The sequence below is a fragment of the Bacillus sp. J41TS8 genome (genome assembly GCF_018333035.1).
GTDB lineage: Bacteria > Bacillota > Bacilli > Bacillales > Bacillaceae > Bacillus > Bacillus paralicheniformis.
This window is the reverse complement of the sequence record NZ_BORF01000002.1, coordinates 234,080-252,439: the sequence shown is the minus strand read 5'-3', so window position 1 is coordinate 252,439 and position 18,360 is coordinate 234,080. Positions and strand designations below refer to the sequence as shown.

Here is an 18,360-nt window from a genome sequence, read left to right as displayed (position 1 = left end):
CGGACTATTCCCGCTCATGTTAAGATCAGTGTGTTTTACACGTTTCGTAAAGGCCTTTTTCCTTCAGCACTTTAATCAATGTTTCTCCCATGACAGAAGGCGTTTCAGCCACTTCGATTCCACAGGCGTTCATCGTTTTGACCTTTTCGTCCGCCGTGCCTTTTCCTCCGGAAATGATGGCGCCGGCATGCCCCATGCGCTTGCCAGGAGGCGCTGTTTTTCCTCCGATGAAACCGACGACAGGTTTGGTCATGTTGGCTTTCACCCATTCGGCCGCTTCCTCTTCAGCTGTTCCGCCAATTTCGCCGATCATGATCACCGCATGTGTATCAGGGTCTTCATTAAACGCCTTCAGCACATCGATGAAGTTTGTCCCGTTGACAGGGTCACCGCCGATGCCCACTGCAGTCGACTGGCCGACTCCTGCTTCTGAAAGCTGATGAACCGCTTCATATGTAAGGGTTCCTGAACGCGACACAACACCGACATGGCCTTTTTTATGGATATATCCGGGCATGATCCCGATTTTGCACTCCTCAGGCGTAATGACTCCCGGACAGTTCGGACCGATGAGCCTTGTTTTCTTGTCTTCCATATACCTTTTCACTTTTACCATATCCAGCACCGGAATGTGCTCAGTAATACAGATGACAAGATCAAGCTCAGCATCTGTCGCTTCCATAATCGCATCGGCCGCAAAAGCCGCAGGAACGTAAATGACAGACGCATTTGCCCCGGTCTGCTTGACAGCCTCTTCGACCGTGTTGAACACAGGCACCCCTTCAACCTCTGTTCCGCCTTTGCCCGGTGTGACTCCGCCGACAATTTTCGTTCCGTATTCAAGCATCTGCTTTGTGTGAAACAAAGCGGTTGAACCCGTTATCCCCTGAACAATGACTTTTGTGTCTTTATTAATAAATACACTCATTTTGGTCCCCTGCCTTTCTTACTTCACTAAGGATACGATTTTCTGCGCGCCGTCAGCCATTGATTCCGCAGACGTAATATTGAGTCCTGAATCATCAAGGATCTTCTTGCCGAGATCGACATTGGTGCCTTCAAGGCGAACGACAAGCGGCAATGTCAGACCGACTTGTTTCGTCGCTTCAACAACGCCTTCTGCAATGACGTCGCATTTCATGATGCCGCCGAAAATATTGACAAAGATCCCTTTGACGTTTTGATCAGACAAAATGATCTTGAACGCTTCCGTTACCTTTTCAGCTGTCGCGCCGCCTCCAACGTCAAGGAAGTTGGCCGGTTCCCCTCCGTAGTGCTTGATAATGTCCATGGTCGACATCGCAAGCCCCGCTCCGTTGACCATGCAGCCGATGTTTCCATCGAGCGAAATATAGCTTAAATCATACTTGGATGCTTCGATTTCCTTCGGATCTTCTTCATCGAGATCTCTGTACTCCAAGATGTCTTTTTGTCTGTATAGCGCATTGCTGTCAAAGTTCAGCTTGGCGTCAAGGGCCATGACTTTTCCGTCTCCCGTGACGACGAGCGGATTGATTTCAGCAATGGAACAGTCTTTTTCAGTAAACGCCTTGTACAGTCCCATCATAAACTTAACGGCCTGGCCGACAAGCTCTTTCGGGATATTGATGGCGAAGGCGATTTTTCTCGCCTGGTAACCCTGCAGTCCGACAGCCGGATCGATTACTTCTTTGACGATTTTTTCCGGCGTTTTTTCAGCGACTTCTTCAATTTCCGTGCCGCCTTCTTCGGAAGCCATCAGCACGATGCGTGAAGTCGCCCTGTCGAGAACCAGACCGACATAGTATTCTTTTTTGATATCGCAGCCTTCTTCAATAAGTAAGCGTTTTATTTGCTGGCCGTCGGGACCCGTCTGGTGAGTGACAAGCGTCTTCCCCAACAATTCTTCCGCATAGGCTTTGACTTCTTCTTTTGATTTTGCAATTTTAACCCCGCCAGCTTTACCGCGTCCGCCGGCGTGAATTTGAGCTTTCACGACATAAACCGAGCTGGACAGCGCTTCCGCTGCTTTGACCGCTTCATCTGCTGTAAATGCCACTTTACCTTCCGGAACAGCCACTCCGTATTGTCTGAGTACTTCTTTCCCTTGGTACTCATGGATATTCATTTCCCATCCTCCTAACTTATGTAGCAAAAATAAAAATAGACTGCGCTTTCATTTTATATAATCATAGATCGATTGTCTAGGTTTCGATGAGAAATCGTAAAATCCTTCTAAACATTCACACTTTTATTTTATTAAAAATATAAAATTAATAGAGGAAACGGCTTTTTTTCAAAAGTCATTCCCTCTTTTTCATTTTTTCATCAAGCGTATAGACGAATGAAAAGATCTCGGCGACGATTTCGTAGAGCGCTTCAGGAATGTGATCGTCAAGCTCCAAGTGGCGCATTAATTCGACAAGCGTCGCATCTTCCTGAATCGGTACACCGGCTTTCTGCGCCTCTTCAATGATCTTCTCCGCCGTGTATCCCGATCCTTTGGCAACCACCTTCGGCGCCTTATCCTTCATTTCATCGTAGTGAAGCGCAACAGCTCTTCTTAATGGAACAGATTCTTCCTTCATATTTTCACATCCACTGCGCTCTCTGTAATTTGTTCAAAACGGGCGTCCAGAAAAGGAGCAAGCTTCATGTTTTCCCGTTTTTTTGCTGTGACGCCTGACAAGCTGTAGCCCAGTTCTTTCAGGTTTTCCTTTAAAGCGGGGACCAGCGGTGCAAGCAAAGGCTCCAAGTCGAACCCTGTTTCAATTGTAACCGTCATGACGTTTTGCTGGATTAAACAATCGATCACCGTCTCTTCCAAGGCCTCCAACTGAAGGTAAAACATGAGGCGGCACTGGGAAGGGTCGATCTTTCCGTCGTCCTTTTTTTGCCCTTTTAAGAAAACCGTCAAATCCTGGACGCCGTTCTTTGAAAACAAAGGGTACGACAGAAAAAGCTGGCTTTGGGCAGGCTGATCATTCTGCAAAAACAGCTGTCCGTTTAAACGGTGAAAGATCTGGTCCGCTTCTTGTTTTACAGGTGCCGGAAGATCTGAAGCATGCCTCATTTCATTCAGCACAAGCTTTAAAGATTGAAGGCCCTGCTCTTTGAGAACAGCGCCGTTTTCCATCGCTCTCAACAATGAGAGTTCATCTCTGACGCCTAACAGGTCTTTGATCTTGAGGAGAACGGAAAATACATCGGCTTTATTCGTTAATGCAGGCGCTGTTTCTTTCATGATATGCTGCAATAATTCCGTCTCTTTTGCCGTGAATCCGCCCGGAACGGCCGGAGCTTGTCCGAGAGATCCGCGCGATTCAAGCGCTCTGATGACGCCTGCCGCTTCTCTTACAATATGCGTCCCGTTCGTTTCGGCTTGTGCCGCCAATTTAGCGAGCAGGTCTTTAGCTGCCGCGATTTCGGCGATTTGCGGCTTCTGCTGAACAGCTTTTGCTTCTTGTCCTTGGGTGCCGCCGGCGTCAGCTTTTTGCAAAGGATTTCCGACTTCTGACTGAGCCTGTGGCTTTAATGGCTGAACGCCCTGCAGTTCTCCTTTTTCGAGCGACCTGACGTGTTCTGCAAGCTTTTGAATCAGCCTTTCGGCATGCACCTCGGTCTCCGCTTGTAAAACAGGCAAAAGCGCCTGCTTCAGCTTTTCCATGCCTGCGGATGGCTGAGCGGCGTTCGTGATCATCTCAAATGTTTTGGCAATCTGCTCGTTCAGCGGTACGGGGTTTTTGACGGCCAAAATCGAATCGAGCACGCCGGGATGGACGGGAAGTTCGCGTTTAAGAGCGAACATGACGGCGTCGGCGCCTTTTTGGGCATCAGATTTCGGCAGATTTTCAAGCCACTTGATGGCGGCTCTTAAATCGTTTTCCCTGATCGGCTGCTGCTCCTTCAGCAACGCTCCGACCAGAAAGACAGCTTCCTTCGTCCGCTTCAGAGAAAGCCCGTTCAACAGCTTAAAAGCGGCATCCTGCACTGTCTTCGGGTTTTTGTCAAACGCTTCAACGACCTGAAGGCGGCCTGTCGCTTCATCAGGCTTCTTTTCATACGAAAACCAGTAATGAGCGCCCGCTTTCAGGGGTGCCTCGAGCTTCCCCTGCCATTTCGTATTGCCGATTTGTATTTCAGCGAACTGCTCGCTGATAAAGCGGAGCACTTTGCCGAGCATCAGCCTTTTCTGATCCGTCTCCGTTCCGCTGATCCGCTGGAGAGAATCCGCTTGTTCAAATTGTTTTCTTAAGCTGTTATGTACATCGTTCAGCATCATCAAAGTCATTCTTCCTCCGGAACGTTATTCATGTGCTTTAACAGGGGCGAACGATCTTCGGTGTATCGGCGACGGGCCGTATTTGGCAAGGGCATGCAGATGCTCCTTTGTTCCGTAGCCTTTATGCTTTTCAAACCCGTAGAGAGGATACTTTTCGGCGTATTCATCCATCAGCCTGTCCCTCGTCACTTTTGCAATGCATGCGCCTGCCGCTATCGATGCGCTTTTGGCATCCCCTTTAATGATCGATGACTGCTCTGTATCGACTGCAAGCGACATGGCGTCGATCAAAAGATAATCCGGAGCGACGTCCAGCGCTTGGACCGCTTTCAGCATCGCCGCTTTCGAGGCTTCATAAATATTCAGCTCATCGATCTCATCAGCGTCAGCGATCCCGACGCCGACTGCTGCGGCTTCTTCCATAATGTATGAATAATAGTCTTCTCTTTTTTGCTTTGACAGTTTTTTCGAATCTGTCAGCCCTAATATTTCACAGTCTTCTTTGAGGATGACAGCGGCGGCAACAACCGGCCCTGCGAGAGGCCCTCTGCCCGCCTCGTCGATTCCGGCGATATATTGATAGCCCCGCGCTCTCAACGACCGTTCGAAAGACGTCATCACCTGCCACTCTTCCCGCATGGCCGAAAGCCTTTCATTTTTCTTCAGCCAGGCGTCGACAAGCGCTTGGACACTTTTCCGCCCATCATTTTTACACTGCTCTATAAAAGGGTCTTTTTCATCACTCACCGATTGAAGATGTTCTTTAATTTCTTTGACGGTTAATGTTTTCACTTTCTCTTCTCCCCTAATGTTCTTATCGGCGCATCTCCTGCAAAAATAAAGGCCCGCTCTTTTAAAAGCGCGCCTTTTTACATATCCTCCGGCTTTTCAAAAGAAAGCGGACCGAACTTTTCGGTGCGGATATCGCGGATGATGACTTCTGTCGTCTTGTCGTAATCGATCTCGCCTCCGGCCATGAGACAGCCGCGTTTTTTTCCGATCTCATCAAACAGCGCTGCAATCTCTTCTGGAATCTCCTCCAGGTCATAGCGCTTTTTTAAGCGCTCAGGGTAATTCTCTTCCAAAAAGCGCAAACCGTAGATGGCGACATCCTGCAGGTTGATAATCGAATCTTTAATTGCGCCCGTTGCCGCAAGTCTCAGCCCGACAAGCTCGTCCTCAAACTTCGGCCATAAAATCCCCGGGGTATCGAGAAGCTCGAGCTCTTTTCCGACCTTCACCCACTGCTGCGCCGTTGTGATCCCGGGTCTGTCGCCCGTTTTGGCGATGTTTTTTTTCGCCAGCCGGTTGATTAAAGTCGATTTGCCGACGTTCGGAATGCCGACGATCAACGCTCTGATCGCGCGCGGCTTTACACCTTTTGCTTTCATTTTATCAAACTTTTCTTTCAGCAGCTCTTTTGAAGCGGGAAGAATGTGATTGAGCCCCTGTCCGTTGACCGAGTTGATGGCGAGGGAAGGAATTCCGTCTTTTTCAAAGTGCTGTTTCCAAGCCTTTGTCACGGAGGCGTCCGCTTTATCCGCTTTGTTGAGCAGCATGATTCTCGGTTTGTTTTTTAAAATCTCTTCAATCATCGGGTTTCTTGAAGACATTGGAATTCTGGCGTCGACCAGTTCGTATACAATGTCGATCAGCTTGAGTTTCTCCGTTACTTCCCGCCTCGCTTTGGCCATATGCCCTGGGAACCATTGGATCACCATTTGTCTGACACCTACTTTCTGTTATTGCTATTCTTTTAATGGTGCGGTGCATTTATACTTGTTTGACAAAAAAAGAGCTTGTTATGGTTAACAAGCTCTTTTCGTTCGTTATCTTTATCGTCTGATTTCTTTAATACGAGCCGCTTTTCCACGAAGTTCGCGCAGGTAATAAAGTTTCGCACGGCGTACTTTACCATGACGGACAACTTCGATTTTCGCGATTTTCGGTGTGTGCAATGGGAATGTACGCTCAACTCCGACACCGTAAGAAATCTTACGAACTGTGAAAGTTTCGCTGATTCCGCCACCACGACGCTTAATCACGACACCTTCAAAAACCTGGATACGCTCACGGTTACCCTCGACAACTTTAACGTGTACACGTAAAGTATCACCAGGACGGAACGCAGGCAAATCAGTGCGCAATTGTTCTTTTGTGATTTCTTCAATCAATTTTTGCATCGTCTTCAACTCCTTCCAACAGATGCTCTTGCGCGAGTTAACCGACACAGCGGAACATCGTTTTCAAACTTAAACGAGCGTTCCCGTTCAAGTCACAAGTAGTATCATACCACACCTTTTTCCCGGGTGCAATAGAATCTACCGGTTTTTCCATTCAGAAATCCATTTTCGCTCTTCTTCAGATAAAGGATAGTTTTCCAGAAGGTCGGGCCGCCTTAAAAAAGTACGCCTGAGAGACTCCTTCCGCCGCCATTCTTTGATTTTCGCATGGTTCCCGCTTGTCAGAACGTCCGGCACCTTCAGGCCTTTATAATCTGCCGGCCTCGTGTAATGGGGGTGTTCAAGAAGCCCCGTGCTGAAAGAATCTTCAAGATGCGATTCTTCCTTGCCGAGCACGCCCGGCAAAAGCCGCACAACACTGTCTGCGATCATCATTGCCGGCAGCTCTCCCCCTGTTAAAACGAAATCTCCGATCGAAATTTCGTCTGTAGACAGGTGCTCTCTGATCCGCTCATCATACCCTTCATAATGCCCGCAAATGAACATTAAATGCTCTTCCTGCGCCAGTTCTTCCGCCTTCTGTTGGGTATAGCGTTCCCCTTGGGGGCAGACGAGGATGATTCGCGGAGACCCTTCGGCTTCAGCCGTCAGCTTTTCGACCGCATCAAAGACAGGCTGCGGTTTCAGCACCATTCCTGATCCCCCGCCGTATGGATAATCGTCAACGGTTTGATGCTTGTTGTCGGAAAAGGCCCGAAAGTTCACCACGCGAAAGCGGACAGCGTCCTTATCCTGGGCTTTTTGCAGGATCGACGAGCCGAGCACGCCTTCAAACATTTCCGGAAAAAGCGTTAAAAAATCGATTTTCATTCGTCAAGTAACCCTTCCATGATATGAATCTTGATCGTTTGATCCGCCACATTAATCTCTTTGACAACGGCGTCGATATAAGGGATGAGCGCGTCTTTCTTTCCCGGTCTGGCCACGACCCAGACATCGTTGGCGCCCGGCGTTAAAATTTCTTTGACCTTGCCGATTAAATCCCCGTCTTCCGAGAAAACATCGCAGCCGATGATTTCGTGAAAGTAGTACTCGTCTTCCGCCAACTGGCTTAATTGGTCTTCGGGAACTTTAATCAAGGCATTCTTTAATTTTTCGGCTTCGGTGAGCGTTTCAACCTCTTTAAACTGCAAAAGGTGGAACTGTTTATGAAGCCTGTGGGCGCTGACGGTCACCTGGACAGGCTCGTCTGTTCCTTCACGGAACAAGTAGAGCGCGTTTCCGGGCTTGTACCGTTCCTCAGGAAAATCGGTTCTTGAAATGACGCGGACTTCGCCTTTTACCCCATGAGTATTAACAATTTTCCCTACATTAAACCATTGTTTCAGCATTTCTTCACCTCGGACGAATTTCAATGACGATCCCGTCTTTAATCACGATTGTTTTTCCCGTCGTCATATCATGCCAATTATCCCCGACTTCAATGTCCATTAAAGCGTCGATTTCTTTTTCCTTTACTTCGCTGCCAAGCGGCAGTGTGTGGATTTGATTGATTTGAAAAACGATCATTTTAATCTTGTCCTGGCGTTTTTCAATTTCTTTTTTAAATGATTCAGTCGCTGCCGGATTGTGGTGTTCCTTTTCGTGTTTCCTGAGCTGAAAATAGAGCTGGTTGCATTCGCGCTCAAGGATTTCCTTTCGTTCTTCAAAAGAAGCCAGCAGCTTTTTTTTGCTGTTTTCAGTCAAAACCTGCATAACGGTAACACGTTGGATAATTTGCATGGCATCATCACCTACTGTCCCGTGATTTTTCCTTTCCCTGAAATCCGGCAGCCTGGCATAAGCTGACAATCGGAATCGTTCATCTGTTTCTATTTTTCTTACATGTTAAAAAAGGGGGAGGTTTTCACCCTCTCCCCTTAGTCTGCGATCTCAAGTTGAACTTTCTTAGAAGACTGTGCGCCTGCCGCAAATACGACAGAGCGTATCGCCCTTGCAGTGCGCCCTTTTTTGCCGATGATCTTGCCGGTATCCTCTCTGTTGACAGACAAGCGGAACATCGTCCGCTCTGGATTTTCCTCTCTGAAAACCTGAACGTCATCCGGATGATCCACAAGCGGTTTGACCAGTGATACAATCAGCTCTTCCAAGTGCAGATCACTCATTATTTGCTTTGTTTAGCGTTGTGGAATTTTTCCATAATGCCTTCTTTAGAGAACAAATTGCGAACCGTGTCAGACGGTTTAGCTCCTGTTTGAAGCCATTTAAGCGCAAGCTCTTCGTCGATTTTGACTTCCGCTGGTTTTGCAACCGGGTTGTAAGTTCCGACTGTTTCGATGAAACGGCCGTCACGCGGTGAACGAGAATCTGCTACAACAATACGATAGAAAGGAGATTTTTTTGCTCCCATACGTTTTAAACGAATTTTTACTGCCATTTTACTAGCACCTCCGAAAATATTTCAACAAGATAGTATATTAACAATGATAAAAGTGTTTGTAAAGTGTTTTTTCTTAACAACGTTTTTATCATCTGAAAACAGGTTTACATGAAGGGCAGTTTAAACCCTTTTTTCTTGCCTTTTGTCATGTTTGTCATCTGTTTCATCATTTTTTTCATTTCTTCAAATTGCTTTAAAAGACGGTTGACTTCCTGTACGGATGTCCCGCTTCCTTTCGCAATCCGTTTGCGCCTGCTTGCATTGATGATCTCAGGCTGCTCTTTTTCCTTCCCGGTCATCGATTTGATGATGGCTTCGATATGGCTGAGCTGTTTTTCATCAACCTTAACGTTTTTTAAGCCTTTCATTTTGCCTGCGCCGGGCATCATTTGAATCAGATCTTCAAGCGGCCCCATATTGCGGACCTGTCCGAGCTGTTCCAAAAAGTCGTCGAGCGTAAAGCTCATATTTTTCATTTTTTGCTCGAGTTCTTTCGCCTTTTCTTCGTCTACGTTGGCCTGGGCTTTCTCGATAAGGGTGAGCACATCGCCCATTCCGAGAATCCGCGAAGCCATCCGTTCGGGATGAAACGGCTCCAGCGCATCAAGCTTTTCGCCCATCCCGGCAAATTTGATCGGCGTGTTTGTCACGGCGCGGATCGACAAGGCCGCCCCGCCTCTTGTATCACCGTCAAGCTTCGTCAGAATGACACCCGTCACACCGAGCTGTTCGTTGAAGCTTTTGGCAACATTGACCGCATCTTGACCCGTCATGGAATCAACGACAAGGAAAATCTCTTCCGGCTGAGCTGTTTCTTTTACCTGCTCAAGCTCATCCATCAGGTCTTCATCAATGTGAAGACGCCCCGCCGTATCGATGAGAACGTAGTCATGATGATCTTCTTTCGCCTTTTCGATCGCCTGCTTGGCAATCTCCACCGGACTGACCTTGTCACCCAGCGAAAATACCGGCATATCGAGCTGCTTGCCGAGCGTTTCCAGCTGTTTGATCGCCGCCGGGCGGTAGATGTCTGCTGCCACGAGCAGCGGGTTGCGGTTATGTTTTTTGCGAAGCAGGTTGGCAAGCTTTCCGGTCGACGTCGTTTTACCGGCCCCTTGCAGACCGACCATCATGATGACGGTTGGCGGGCGTTTGGCCGCGGCAATCTTGCTTTCCTCGCCGCCCATCAGCTCCGTCAGCTCTTCTTTGACGACTTTAATGACCTGCTGCCCCGGCGTCAGGCTTTTCATGACGTCTTGTCCGACGGCGCGTTCGCTTACCTTTTTCACAAAATCTTTCACGACTTTAAAATTGACGTCCGCTTCAAGGAGCGCTAAACGGACTTCGCGCATCATGTCTTTGACGTCTTGCTCCGTTACTTTTCCTTTTCCGCGGATTTTTGAGATCGTTTGCTGCAGTCGGTCGGCTAATCCTTCGAATGCCATATTAAGTGCCGCCTCCTAATCTAATTTCTCAAGCGCGTCGATCAGGGATTCCGCTTCGGGCTGACCGGCAGTCAGCTTTCTCAGCTCTTCAAAAATCTTCTTGCGCTCTTGAAATTTTTTAAACAAAAGTAGCTTTTCTTCATATTGCTCAAGCATGGCTTCGGTCCGTTTGATATTGTCATAGACCGCCTGCCTTGAGACATGATATTCTTCAGCTATTTCGCCAAGGGAGAAATCGTCTAAGTAGTAAAGCGACATGTAGCTTTTTTGTTTTGATGTCAACAACGACTGATAGAAATCGAATAAGTAATTCATTCTCGTTGTTTTTTCAAGCGTCATGAGACTCTCCCCTTTGTTAAGTCAAATCCCTTTACGATACATTAGTTTACGCTGAAATATTTGATCTGTCAAGTTTTTATCTTGTCATACATAACGGCGAAAAAGAAAACCCCGGCGAAGGGGTTTTCCGCGCCTACTCTTCTTTCTCGATCAGATCGGAAAACAGGCCGTATACATATGACTCTGCTTCAAACGGCTGCAGGTCATCCATTTTTTCTCCCAGTCCGACAAACTTGACCGGAATCTGGAGCTCGTGGCGGATGGCGAGGACGATGCCGCCTTTTGCCGTTCCGTCGAGCTTCGTCAGCACGATGCCGGAGACATCAGTCGCTTTGGAAAACTCGCGCGCCTGAGTCATCGCGTTCTGTCCTGTCGTCGCATCGAGTACGAGCAGCACTTCATGAGGTGCATCAGGCACTTCGCGCTGAATCACGCGCTTTACCTTTTCGAGTTCTTTCATTAAGTTCACTTTGTTTTGGAGACGGCCTGCCGTGTCGCAAAGCAGGACATCGGCGCCGCGCGCTTTCGCGGCTTGAACGGCGTCATAGATAACGGCCGCAGGATCCGAGCCTTCCGCCTGTTTAACGACATGCGCGCCGACGCGCTCTCCCCACACTTCAAGCTGGTCGATCGCGCCGGCTCTGAATGTATCTCCGGCAGCAAGGACGACATTTTTGCCTTCTTTGATGAATTGATGGGCAAGCTTGCCGATCGTCGTCGTTTTGCCGACGCCGTTGACGCCGACGAATAAAATGATGTTTAAGCGGCCGTCTTCGACGCGGAGCTCTGCTGCTTCCTGCTCCCCGCCTTCATAGATTTCGACGAGCTTTTCAGAAATGACGGACTGAACCTCTTTCGGGTCCTGAATATTTCTTCGTTTGACCTCGCTTTTCAGTTCGTCAATCAGCTCCATCACCGTTGCAACGCCGACATCAGCGCTGATCAGAACCTCTTCAAGCTCTTCAAAAAAATCCTCGTCCACTTTCCGGTAGCGGGAGACAAGCTCATTGACCCGCTCCTGAAACGTATTTCTCGTTTTCGCCAGGCCTTCTTTAAATTTGCCTGAAACCGAATCGGTCTGCTGTGTGATTTTTTCTTTCAGTTTTTTAAAAAAGCTCATGTCCTGTAACCTCGCTTTATTGAACTAGTTCTTTTGTTTCTTCAAGCTTGACTGAGACCAGCTTGGACACGCCTGATTCCTGCATCGTCACGCCGTAAAGAACATCGGCTTCTTCCATCGTTCCTTTCCGGTGGGTGATGACGATAAACTGGGTTTCATGGCTGTATTTTTTCAAGTATTGGGCAAAGCGGAACACGTTCGCTTCGTCAAGCGCCGCCTCGACTTCATCCAGCACGCAGAACGGAACCGGTCTGACTTTGAGGATTGAAAACAGGAGCGCGATCGCCGTCAAGGCCCGTTCTCCGCCGGAAAGAAGGCTCAGGTTCTGCAGCTTTTTGCCCGGAGGCTGAGCGATAATATCGACGCCCGATTGGAGCAGGTCATTCGGATCTGTCAGCTTGAGTTCGGCTCTTCCGCCGCCGAACAGCGCCCGGAAGACGTCTTCGAAATGAGAACTGATCTGTGCAAATGTTTCCGCAAAACGCTTCGTCATTTCCTCATCCATTTCCTCGATAACCTTAAAGAGCGTATTTTTCGCTTCGAGCAGGTCGTCTTTCTGCTCCGAGAGGAAGAGGTAGCGTTCATTGACCCTTTCGAATTCCTCAATGCTGCCGAGGTTCACCGTGCCCAGCTCTTCGATTGCAAGCTTGATCAGCTTGACGCGCTTCCTCGCTTCTTCAGGGGAAAGCTCCAAAGGATATTTTTCCCTCGCTCCTTCAAATGAAAGTCCATACTCTTCCCGCAGGAAAGAGAGCAGGTTGTCGAGTTCGACTTCCATGCGGCCGAGCTTGACTTCTTCGTCTTTTAATAGGCCTGCCATCTGCTTATACTGGCGCTTCATTTCTTTCAGTTCCAGCTCTTCGGTTTCAAGGCCTTTTTGCAGTTTCATCCGCTGCTCTCTTCTTGATGCGATCAGCTCTGCGGTTTTATTTTTGTCGTTCAGCTTCTTTTTCGCAGCTTCTTCAAGTTTTTCCTCGCCGGAAGTATTGGAGGACATTTCTGTCGTCAAGAAAGAGAGATCCTCTTCGGCAATCTTGAGCGCTTCCGCATTCTCGGCATACTCTTCTTCAAGTCTTGCGAGCTTTTCCCGTTCATTCGCACACGACTGTTCGGTTTTCGCCAGCACGACTTTCAAATCGGTCAGCTCGCTTTGCAGCGCTTCTTTCGTCGAGGTCTGCGTCTGCTTCCGCTCCGTCATGGCTTCGATTTCGGAATCGAGGCGCTTCAGCCCGCCGGCGATCGATGTGAGCTTTTCTTCAAGCTCTTTTTTACGCCGTTTCTTGTCTTCGTCCCCTTCGAGCAGAGCCGATTTTTCCTGGTCGTAGAGCTCCAGATGGCTGTTGACGTTTTTCTCGGCGATTTCGAGTTCGTACAGACGCCCTTTGATTTCCTGCTGCTCGGTTCTTAAGCGTTCCCCGTCCTCGCGGAGTGACTGAAGTTTGGCATCAAGCTCTTGCATGGTCTGCTTCAGGGCTTTCACTTCTTTTTCGAGTAATTCGGTTTTCTCTTCCATCTCGGCGAGACGTTTTGTCTGGGCTTCCAGCTCCCTGTTGCGTCCCAGCAGCGAGCTGCTTTTTTTCTTAACGGCTCCTCCCGTCATTGAACCGCCCGGATTGACGACATCCCCTTCAAGGGTGACGATCCGGTATCTGTGGCCGAGCCGTTTGGCAAGATCGTTGGCGCCTTTTAAATGCTCGGTGATCAGCACGGTGCCAAGCAGGTTTTGCACGACGGTCCGGTAGGCCGGATCAAACGAAACAAGCTCGCTGGCGATGCCGATGAACGACGGATTTTCTTTCGCCGCTTCGATGTCTCGCGACTGGATGCGGCGCTCTTTGATGACGGACAGCGGGAGAAAGGTCGCCCTTCCGAACGAATGCTTTTTCAAATATTGAATCGCCCGTCTGGCGGCGTCTTCATCGTCTGTGACAACATGTTGGGCCGTTGCGCCGAGCGCGATTTCGATCGCTGTCTCATACCGCTCGTCCGTCTTTAACAGCTCTGCAATCGCGCCGCGAATTCCCGGAAGCTCGCTCTTGGCCTTTAATACTTCTTTGACGCCTTGATAAAACCCTGAGAAGTCCTCCTGCATCGCTTCAAGCATTTCCTTTTTGGAGCGCGCCTGCTGAACGTATTGATATGCCTGGTAAAGGGCGGATTCCTTTTTCTCGTACTGGCTTTTTTTCTGTTCATAGCTTTTTTGCGCGTCCCTGAATGCTTGAATCTGGCTGTGAAGGCGCTCGTCGACGAGGCTGAATTCGTGTTCGGTTTTCATCTTTCGGTCGGCGATTTCCTTCCGCTCGCTTAAATATTTTTCATTGTTTTGCGCGAGCCGTTTTTGCTGCGCCGCGGATTGGGACATTTGGTCTTCAAGAAATTGAAGCTCGTTCCGGACGGATGCCTGTTCGTTCAAGAGCTCGAAATAATCGCTTTTCAGCTGTTCGATTTCTTCTTCTACATTTTCGCTGTATCCGGAGAGAGCCTGATTCTTTTCTTTCACCTTTCGGGCAAGCTCTTTTGCTTCGGCCTCGAGCTTTTCAAACACAAGCTTCTGCGCGGCGATTTTCTCTTTCAGGCTGCGCTCTTTTTCACTGCGCTGGACGAGCGCTTCTTCAAGCTGAGCTCTGTTTTGCGTCGCGTTTTTTTTGCGTTCCTTCAGCACTTCTTTCCGGCCTTCGAGCTTCTCCAGTTCCTCGCTAGTCAAAAGCAGCACTTGCTGAAGCTCATCGACAGATTCGTCGAGCGCTTGAATTTTGTCTCTTGCCTCTTCGATTTTGGCTTCCTTTGCCTGGATGGCCGCAGACGAGGACATTTCTTCGTCTTTCGCCTTTTCGACTTTTTGCTGAAGGGCTTCCCATTTTCCGTGAAGCTCTTCGATATCATACGCCGTTAACGCGATTTCGATTTTTTCAAGCTCATCCTTTTTTTCAAGGTAGTCTTTGGCGATCGATGCCTGCACTTTCAGCGGCTCCACCTGCCCCTCGAGCTCATGGAGGATGTCTTCAACCCGGTTCAAGTTGTCCTGTGTCTCAAACAGCTTGTTTTCGGCTTTTTTCTTTCTCGTTTTATATTTTAATACGCCGGCAGCTTCTTCAAAGATGCTTCTCCGCTCTTCAGCCTTGCTGCTTAAAATCTCTTCGACTTTGCCTTGGCTGATGATGGAGAACGCTTCTTTTCCAAGCCCCGAATCCATAAAAAGATCAATGATATCTTTCAGACGGCACGGCTGGTTGTTGATGAGAAATTCGCTTTCCCCAGATCTGTAGACTCTTCTCGTCACACTGACTTCGTGAAAATCGATCGGCAAAAAGCGGTCGTCATTGTCAAGCGTCAGCGTCACTTCGGCAAGATTCAGCTTTTTCCGCGAATCGCTGCCTGCAAAAATGATGTCTTCCATTTTACCGCCTCTGAGCGATTTGGCGGACTGTTCACCGAGCACCCAGCGGATCGCGTCGGTAATGTTGCTTTTTCCGCTGCCGTTCGGACCGACGACAGCTGTCACGCCTTTTACAAAATCTACAGAAATTCGTTCTGCAAACGATTTAAATCCTATCACGTCTAAACGTTTGAGGAACATGGTGATCCTCCTTATGTATTAAAGTATTACAATTCTATCATAACCCCATCGAAAAGGCTTAAAATACATTGAAATCCCCCTGAGTTTTGCAAGGGGGATTTATTGTTTCATATGGTGTTTTTGCAGCCTCGCGAGCGCTTCTTGAGCGGCATGCTGTTCTGCTTCTTTTTTGGAACGGCCGCTTCCCACCCCAAGTACTTCTCCTTTTAGCGATACGTTTGCTTCAAATTCGCGGTTGTGCGCCGGTCCTTTTTCCTGAAGGATTTTATACTCCAGAATACCTCGTCCGTCGCGCTGTACAAATTCCTGCAGCTGGCTTTTAAAATCCATCACATGAGAAAAAGCACCATCGTCGATTTTAGGGAAAACGTACGCTTTCAGAAAGGCCACGACAGCTTCAAGCCCCTGATCCAGATAGAGCGCACCGATAAAAGCTTCAAACACATCGGCTAAAAGCGCCGGACGCTTTCTTCCTCCAGTCATTTCCTCTCCTTTTCCCAATAGAACAAGCTCTCCGAAAGAAAGCTCATGGGCCAGGGAAACCAAAGAAGGCTCACATACGATCGCCGCTCTCAATTTCGTCAAATCACCCTCGCTCATCGCCGGGTATTTGGCGTATAAAAATTGAGAAATCGTCAGTTCCAAAACGGCGTCTCCTAAAAATTCAAGCCTCTCATTATCTTCATATGGCTTCTTTCGATGCTCATTCACATAAGATGAATGTGTAAATGCTTGATATAAAAGCTTCTCGTTTTGAAATTGAACCGAAATCCGTTCCTGAAACTTTTTAAACTGCTCCGCTTTCTTTTGAAACATTTTTTTGTCTCTGAAATGTGAATGTTTTGACATAGCAACCTCCATATGGGCACATCAAGTTCACCTCACCTCCTATGAAAAGGCAGGTTCGTGTATCATTGGGCAGCAAAACATTAAAATTAAAGCCGCATTTATAAAGGGATAAAGCCCCGTCTTTAAACGGGACTTTAAATGAGCTTACTGCTTACTATTTATGTAGTTCACAGCGTCACCGACTGTTGCAATCTTTTCAGCATCTTCGTCAGAAATCTCCATATCAAACTCGTCTTCAAGTTCCATGACAAGCTCAACTACATCAAGGGAATCAGCGCCTAAATCCTCTTTAAAAGAAGCTTCAAGAGTGACGTCGGCTTCATCCACGCCGAGGCGGTCTACGATGATTTTTGTTACACGCTCTAATGCGTCTGCCATAGCTATTCACCTCCCCTCAAGTATTATAGTTGATTCGTTTTTAAAAAACCAGAGATAATTCAATTTTTGATTTCGTTTAAACCATAGCCATTCCGCCGTTGATGTTCAGCGTCTGGCCGGTCATGTAGCTCGCATGGTCAGATGCGAGGAAAACAACGGCGCTGCTGATGTCAGACGGATCGCCGAACCGTGCAAGTGGAATCTGCTTCAGCATTTCGTCTTGAATATCTTTTGTCAGCTTGTCCGTCATTTCCGTCGAAATAAACCCCGGAGCGATTGCATTAACGGTGATATTTCTTGACGCAAGCTCTTTCGCCAGCGTTTTCGTCAAGCCGATCACGCCTGATTTAGCCGCGACATAGTTGGCCTGTCCGGCGTTACCGACGACGCCTACAACCGAGGTGATGTTGATGATCCGGCCGCTTCTTTGTTTCATCATCTGTCTTGTTACGGCTTTTGAACAATTGAACACACCTTTTAAGTTTATGTTAATGACGTCGTCCCATTCATCTTCTTTCATTCTCATGAACAGATTGTCTTTTGTAATGCCCGCATTGTTGACAAGGATGTCAAGCGTACCGAAGCGTCCGACCGCTTCCTTCATCATCGCCTGAACCTCATCCGCATTTGAAACGTCCGCTTTAAAAGCAAACGCATCGCGGCCGAGCGCTTTGATTTCGTCTACGACTTCGTTCGCTTTCGCTTCATTGCCCGCGTAGTTGACGACGACATTCGCTCCGTTTTTCGCCAGGTCCAGGGCGATCGCGCGGCCGATCCCTCTTGAGGCTCCTGTAACAACGGCTGTTTTATTTTCCAGCATTTTTGTTTTCCTCCTTCAACGTTTGAACGGCAAGTTCAATTGTGTTCGGGTCTGACACAGCAATCGTTTTGACTCTGCGGTTCACTTTCTTCACAAGCCCTGACAAAACCTTTCCGGGACCGATTTCGATGAACGTCGTCACGCCTTCGTCAATCAGGCGGCTGATTGTTTCTTCAAATCGCACAGGAGAATACAGCTGTTCAATCAGTTTATTCTTAATGTCGTCTTTATCTGTTACAAAGTCGGCTGTTACGTTGGAGACGACCGGAATAGCTGCATCGCTGATCTTGCACGCATCAAGAACTTCACGAAGCTTATCAGCTGCCGGCTTCATCAGGTCGGAATGGAACGGCCCGCTGACTTCGAGAGGAATCGCGCGTTTTGCGCCCTTTTCTTTGGCAAGCTCTGAAGCGAGCTCGACGCCTTTAGCTGTTCCTGAGATGACGATCTGCCCGGGGCAGTTCAAATTGGCGAGCTGAACAAGGTTTCCTTCTTCGGAAACTTTGTCCGTCACTTCTTTCAGCGCCTGGCTATCCATGCCGAGAATGGCCGCCATCGCGCCTTCACCTGCGGGCACGGCTTCATTCATGAATTCGCCGCGCTTTCTGACGGCATAAACCGCGTCTTTAAACGACAAGGCGCCGGCAGCTACCAATGCGCTGTACTCGCCGAGGCTGTGCCCTGCCGCATAGTCGGCTTTAATGCCGTATTCCTTCAGTTTTTGAAGCGCTGCGGTACTCGCTGTTAAAAGGCTTGGCTGCGCGTTGTATGTAAGTGTCAGTTCTTTTGCATCCCCTTCAAACATGAGGGTGCTCAGTTTTGTTTCAAGCGTTTGATCCGCTTCTTCAAAAATCTTCTTTGCATTCGGTTCTTTTTCATACAATTCGTGTCCCATGCCGATATGCTGCGAACCTTGGCCCGGGAATAGAAAAGCAATCTTGCCCATAT

The 18,360-nt window shown here is 48.4% G+C and carries 20 protein-coding genes; all 20 read right to left on the bottom strand.

What is annotated here, in order from left to right:
* Positions 1–25 precede the first annotated feature (25 nt).
* A complete protein-coding gene (gene sucD / locus KI350_RS04730; RefSeq protein WP_020451379.1) occupies positions 26–928 on the bottom strand; it encodes a succinate--CoA ligase subunit alpha in 903 nt (300 codons plus the stop codon).
* Positions 929–946: 18 nt separating this feature from the next.
* Positions 947–2,107 (bottom strand): ADP-forming succinate--CoA ligase subunit beta, encoded by a 1,161-nt coding sequence (gene sucC, locus KI350_RS04725; RefSeq protein WP_020451378.1) that lies wholly within the window; start codon positions 2,105–2,107, stop codon positions 947–949.
* Positions 2,108–2,282: 175 nt separating this feature from the next.
* Positions 2,283–2,567 (bottom strand): FlhB-like flagellar biosynthesis protein, encoded by a 285-nt coding sequence (locus KI350_RS04720; protein ID WP_025811381.1) that lies wholly within the window; start codon positions 2,565–2,567, stop codon positions 2,283–2,285.
* A complete protein-coding gene (locus tag KI350_RS04715; RefSeq protein ID WP_065644123.1) occupies positions 2,564–4,261 on the bottom strand; it encodes a hypothetical protein in 1,698 nt (565 codons plus the stop codon). The genes KI350_RS04720 and KI350_RS04715 overlap by 4 nt, the downstream gene beginning before the upstream one ends.
* A gap of 24 nt (positions 4,262–4,285) precedes the next feature.
* On the bottom strand, positions 4,286–5,053 hold the full coding sequence (locus tag KI350_RS04710) for a ribonuclease HII (RefSeq protein ID WP_065644122.1): 768 nt from the start codon (positions 5,051–5,053) through the stop codon (positions 4,286–4,288).
* Positions 5,054–5,130: 77 nt separating this feature from the next.
* Positions 5,131–5,982, bottom strand: a complete 852-nt coding sequence (ylqF, locus tag KI350_RS04705; RefSeq protein WP_065644121.1) for a ribosome biogenesis GTPase YlqF — start codon at positions 5,980–5,982, stop codon at positions 5,131–5,133.
* A gap of 114 nt (positions 5,983–6,096) precedes the next feature.
* On the bottom strand, positions 6,097–6,444 hold the full coding sequence (gene rplS, locus KI350_RS04700) for a 50S ribosomal protein L19 (protein ID WP_003181728.1): 348 nt from the start codon (positions 6,442–6,444) through the stop codon (positions 6,097–6,099).
* Positions 6,445–6,582: 138 nt separating this feature from the next.
* Positions 6,583–7,314: a tRNA (guanosine(37)-N1)-methyltransferase TrmD gene (gene trmD, locus KI350_RS04695; RefSeq protein ID WP_065644120.1), complete on the bottom strand. Its 732-nt coding sequence runs from the start codon at positions 7,312–7,314 to the stop codon at positions 6,583–6,585.
* The gene (gene rimM / locus KI350_RS04690) at positions 7,311–7,835 is read right to left on the bottom strand and encodes a ribosome maturation factor RimM (protein ID WP_065644119.1); all 525 of its coding nucleotides are present in this window, start codon (positions 7,833–7,835) and stop codon (positions 7,311–7,313) included. The genes trmD and rimM overlap by 4 nt, the downstream gene beginning before the upstream one ends.
* 4 nt (positions 7,836–7,839) lie before the next feature.
* A complete protein-coding gene (locus KI350_RS04685) occupies positions 7,840–8,226 on the bottom strand; it encodes a YlqD family protein (protein WP_020451370.1) in 387 nt (128 codons plus the stop codon).
* 137 nt (positions 8,227–8,363) lie between these two features.
* Complete coding sequence (locus KI350_RS04680) at positions 8,364–8,609, bottom strand: KH domain-containing protein (RefSeq protein ID WP_023857213.1); 246 nt, start codon at positions 8,607–8,609, stop codon at positions 8,364–8,366.
* Positions 8,609–8,881, bottom strand: a complete 273-nt coding sequence (rpsP, locus tag KI350_RS04675) for a 30S ribosomal protein S16 (protein WP_006638197.1) — start codon at positions 8,879–8,881, stop codon at positions 8,609–8,611. Before rpsP ends, KI350_RS04680 begins: the two co-directional genes overlap by 1 nt.
* Before the next feature lie 107 nt (positions 8,882–8,988).
* Entirely contained in the window at positions 8,989–10,329 is a 1,341-nt protein-coding gene (gene ffh, locus KI350_RS04670; protein WP_020451368.1) for a signal recognition particle protein, read from the bottom strand.
* Positions 10,330–10,344: 15 nt separating this feature from the next.
* The gene (locus KI350_RS04665) at positions 10,345–10,668 is read right to left on the bottom strand and encodes a putative DNA-binding protein (RefSeq protein ID WP_065644118.1); all 324 of its coding nucleotides are present in this window, start codon (positions 10,666–10,668) and stop codon (positions 10,345–10,347) included.
* Between the two features lie 133 nt (positions 10,669–10,801).
* Positions 10,802–11,788: a signal recognition particle-docking protein FtsY gene (ftsY, locus tag KI350_RS04660; RefSeq protein WP_065644117.1), complete on the bottom strand. Its 987-nt coding sequence runs from the start codon at positions 11,786–11,788 to the stop codon at positions 10,802–10,804.
* 16 nt (positions 11,789–11,804) lie between these two features.
* On the bottom strand, positions 11,805–15,365 hold the full coding sequence (gene smc / locus KI350_RS04655; RefSeq protein ID WP_065644116.1) for a chromosome segregation protein SMC: 3,561 nt from the start codon (positions 15,363–15,365) through the stop codon (positions 11,805–11,807).
* A 99-nt stretch (positions 15,366–15,464) separates the two neighbouring features.
* Positions 15,465–16,214: a ribonuclease III gene (gene rnc / locus KI350_RS04650; RefSeq protein ID WP_023857216.1), complete on the bottom strand. Its 750-nt coding sequence runs from the start codon at positions 16,212–16,214 to the stop codon at positions 15,465–15,467.
* Between the two features lie 144 nt (positions 16,215–16,358).
* The gene (gene acpP, locus KI350_RS04645; protein ID WP_003181706.1) at positions 16,359–16,592 is read right to left on the bottom strand and encodes an acyl carrier protein; all 234 of its coding nucleotides are present in this window, start codon (positions 16,590–16,592) and stop codon (positions 16,359–16,361) included.
* A gap of 76 nt (positions 16,593–16,668) precedes the next feature.
* On the bottom strand, positions 16,669–17,412 hold the full coding sequence (gene fabG / locus KI350_RS04640) for a 3-oxoacyl-[acyl-carrier-protein] reductase (RefSeq protein WP_023857217.1): 744 nt from the start codon (positions 17,410–17,412) through the stop codon (positions 16,669–16,671).
* Entirely contained in the window at positions 17,399–18,358 is a 960-nt protein-coding gene (gene fabD, locus KI350_RS04635; RefSeq protein WP_065644115.1) for an ACP S-malonyltransferase, read from the bottom strand. The genes fabG and fabD overlap by 14 nt, the downstream gene beginning before the upstream one ends.
* Positions 18,359–18,360 lie beyond the last annotated feature (2 nt).

What these genes read in the sequence shown, in the direction of transcription:
- KI350_RS04685 (WP_020451370.1), bottom strand. Translation starts at nt 8,226, where the DNA reads ATGCAAATTATCCAACGTGTTACCGTTATGCAGGTTTTGACTGAAAAC.
- ffh (WP_020451368.1), bottom strand. Translation starts at nt 10,329, where the DNA reads ATGGCATTCGAAGGATTAGCCGACCGACTGCAGCAAACGATCTCAAAA.
- fabD (WP_065644115.1), bottom strand. Translation starts at nt 18,358, where the DNA reads ATGGGCAAGATTGCTTTTCTATTCCCGGGCCAAGGTTCGCAGCATATC.
- smc (WP_065644116.1), bottom strand. Translation starts at nt 15,365, where the DNA reads ATGTTCCTCAAACGTTTAGACGTGATAGGATTTAAATCGTTTGCAGAA.
- KI350_RS04715 (WP_065644123.1), bottom strand. Translation starts at nt 4,261, where the DNA reads ATGATGCTGAACGATGTACATAACAGCTTAAGAAAACAATTTGAACAA.
- rpsP (WP_006638197.1), bottom strand. Translation starts at nt 8,881, where the DNA reads ATGGCAGTAAAAATTCGTTTAAAACGTATGGGAGCAAAAAAATCTCCT.
- ftsY (WP_065644117.1), bottom strand. Translation starts at nt 11,788, where the DNA reads ATGAGCTTTTTTAAAAAACTGAAAGAAAAAATCACACAGCAGACCGAT.
- rimM (WP_065644119.1), bottom strand. Translation starts at nt 7,835, where the DNA reads ATGCTGAAACAATGGTTTAATGTAGGGAAAATTGTTAATACTCATGGG.
- ylqF (WP_065644121.1), bottom strand. Translation starts at nt 5,982, where the DNA reads ATGGTGATCCAATGGTTCCCAGGGCATATGGCCAAAGCGAGGCGGGAA.
- fabG (WP_023857217.1), bottom strand. Translation starts at nt 17,412, where the DNA reads ATGCTGGAAAATAAAACAGCCGTTGTTACAGGAGCCTCAAGAGGGATC.
- KI350_RS04665 (WP_065644118.1), bottom strand. Translation starts at nt 10,668, where the DNA reads ATGACGCTTGAAAAAACAACGAGAATGAATTACTTATTCGATTTCTAT.
- trmD (WP_065644120.1), bottom strand. Translation starts at nt 7,314, where the DNA reads ATGAAAATCGATTTTTTAACGCTTTTTCCGGAAATGTTTGAAGGCGTG.
- rnc (WP_023857216.1), bottom strand. Translation starts at nt 16,214, where the DNA reads ATGTCAAAACATTCACATTTCAGAGACAAAAAAATGTTTCAAAAGAAA.
- acpP (WP_003181706.1), bottom strand. Translation starts at nt 16,592, where the DNA reads ATGGCAGACGCATTAGAGCGTGTAACAAAAATCATCGTAGACCGCCTC.
- KI350_RS04680 (WP_023857213.1), bottom strand. Translation starts at nt 8,609, where the DNA reads ATGAGTGATCTGCACTTGGAAGAGCTGATTGTATCACTGGTCAAACCG.
- sucD (WP_020451379.1), bottom strand. Translation starts at nt 928, where the DNA reads ATGAGTGTATTTATTAATAAAGACACAAAAGTCATTGTTCAGGGGATA.
- rplS (WP_003181728.1), bottom strand. Translation starts at nt 6,444, where the DNA reads ATGCAAAAATTGATTGAAGAAATCACAAAAGAACAATTGCGCACTGAT.
- KI350_RS04720 (WP_025811381.1), bottom strand. Translation starts at nt 2,567, where the DNA reads ATGAAGGAAGAATCTGTTCCATTAAGAAGAGCTGTTGCGCTTCACTAC.
- sucC (WP_020451378.1), bottom strand. Translation starts at nt 2,107, where the DNA reads ATGAATATCCATGAGTACCAAGGGAAAGAAGTACTCAGACAATACGGA.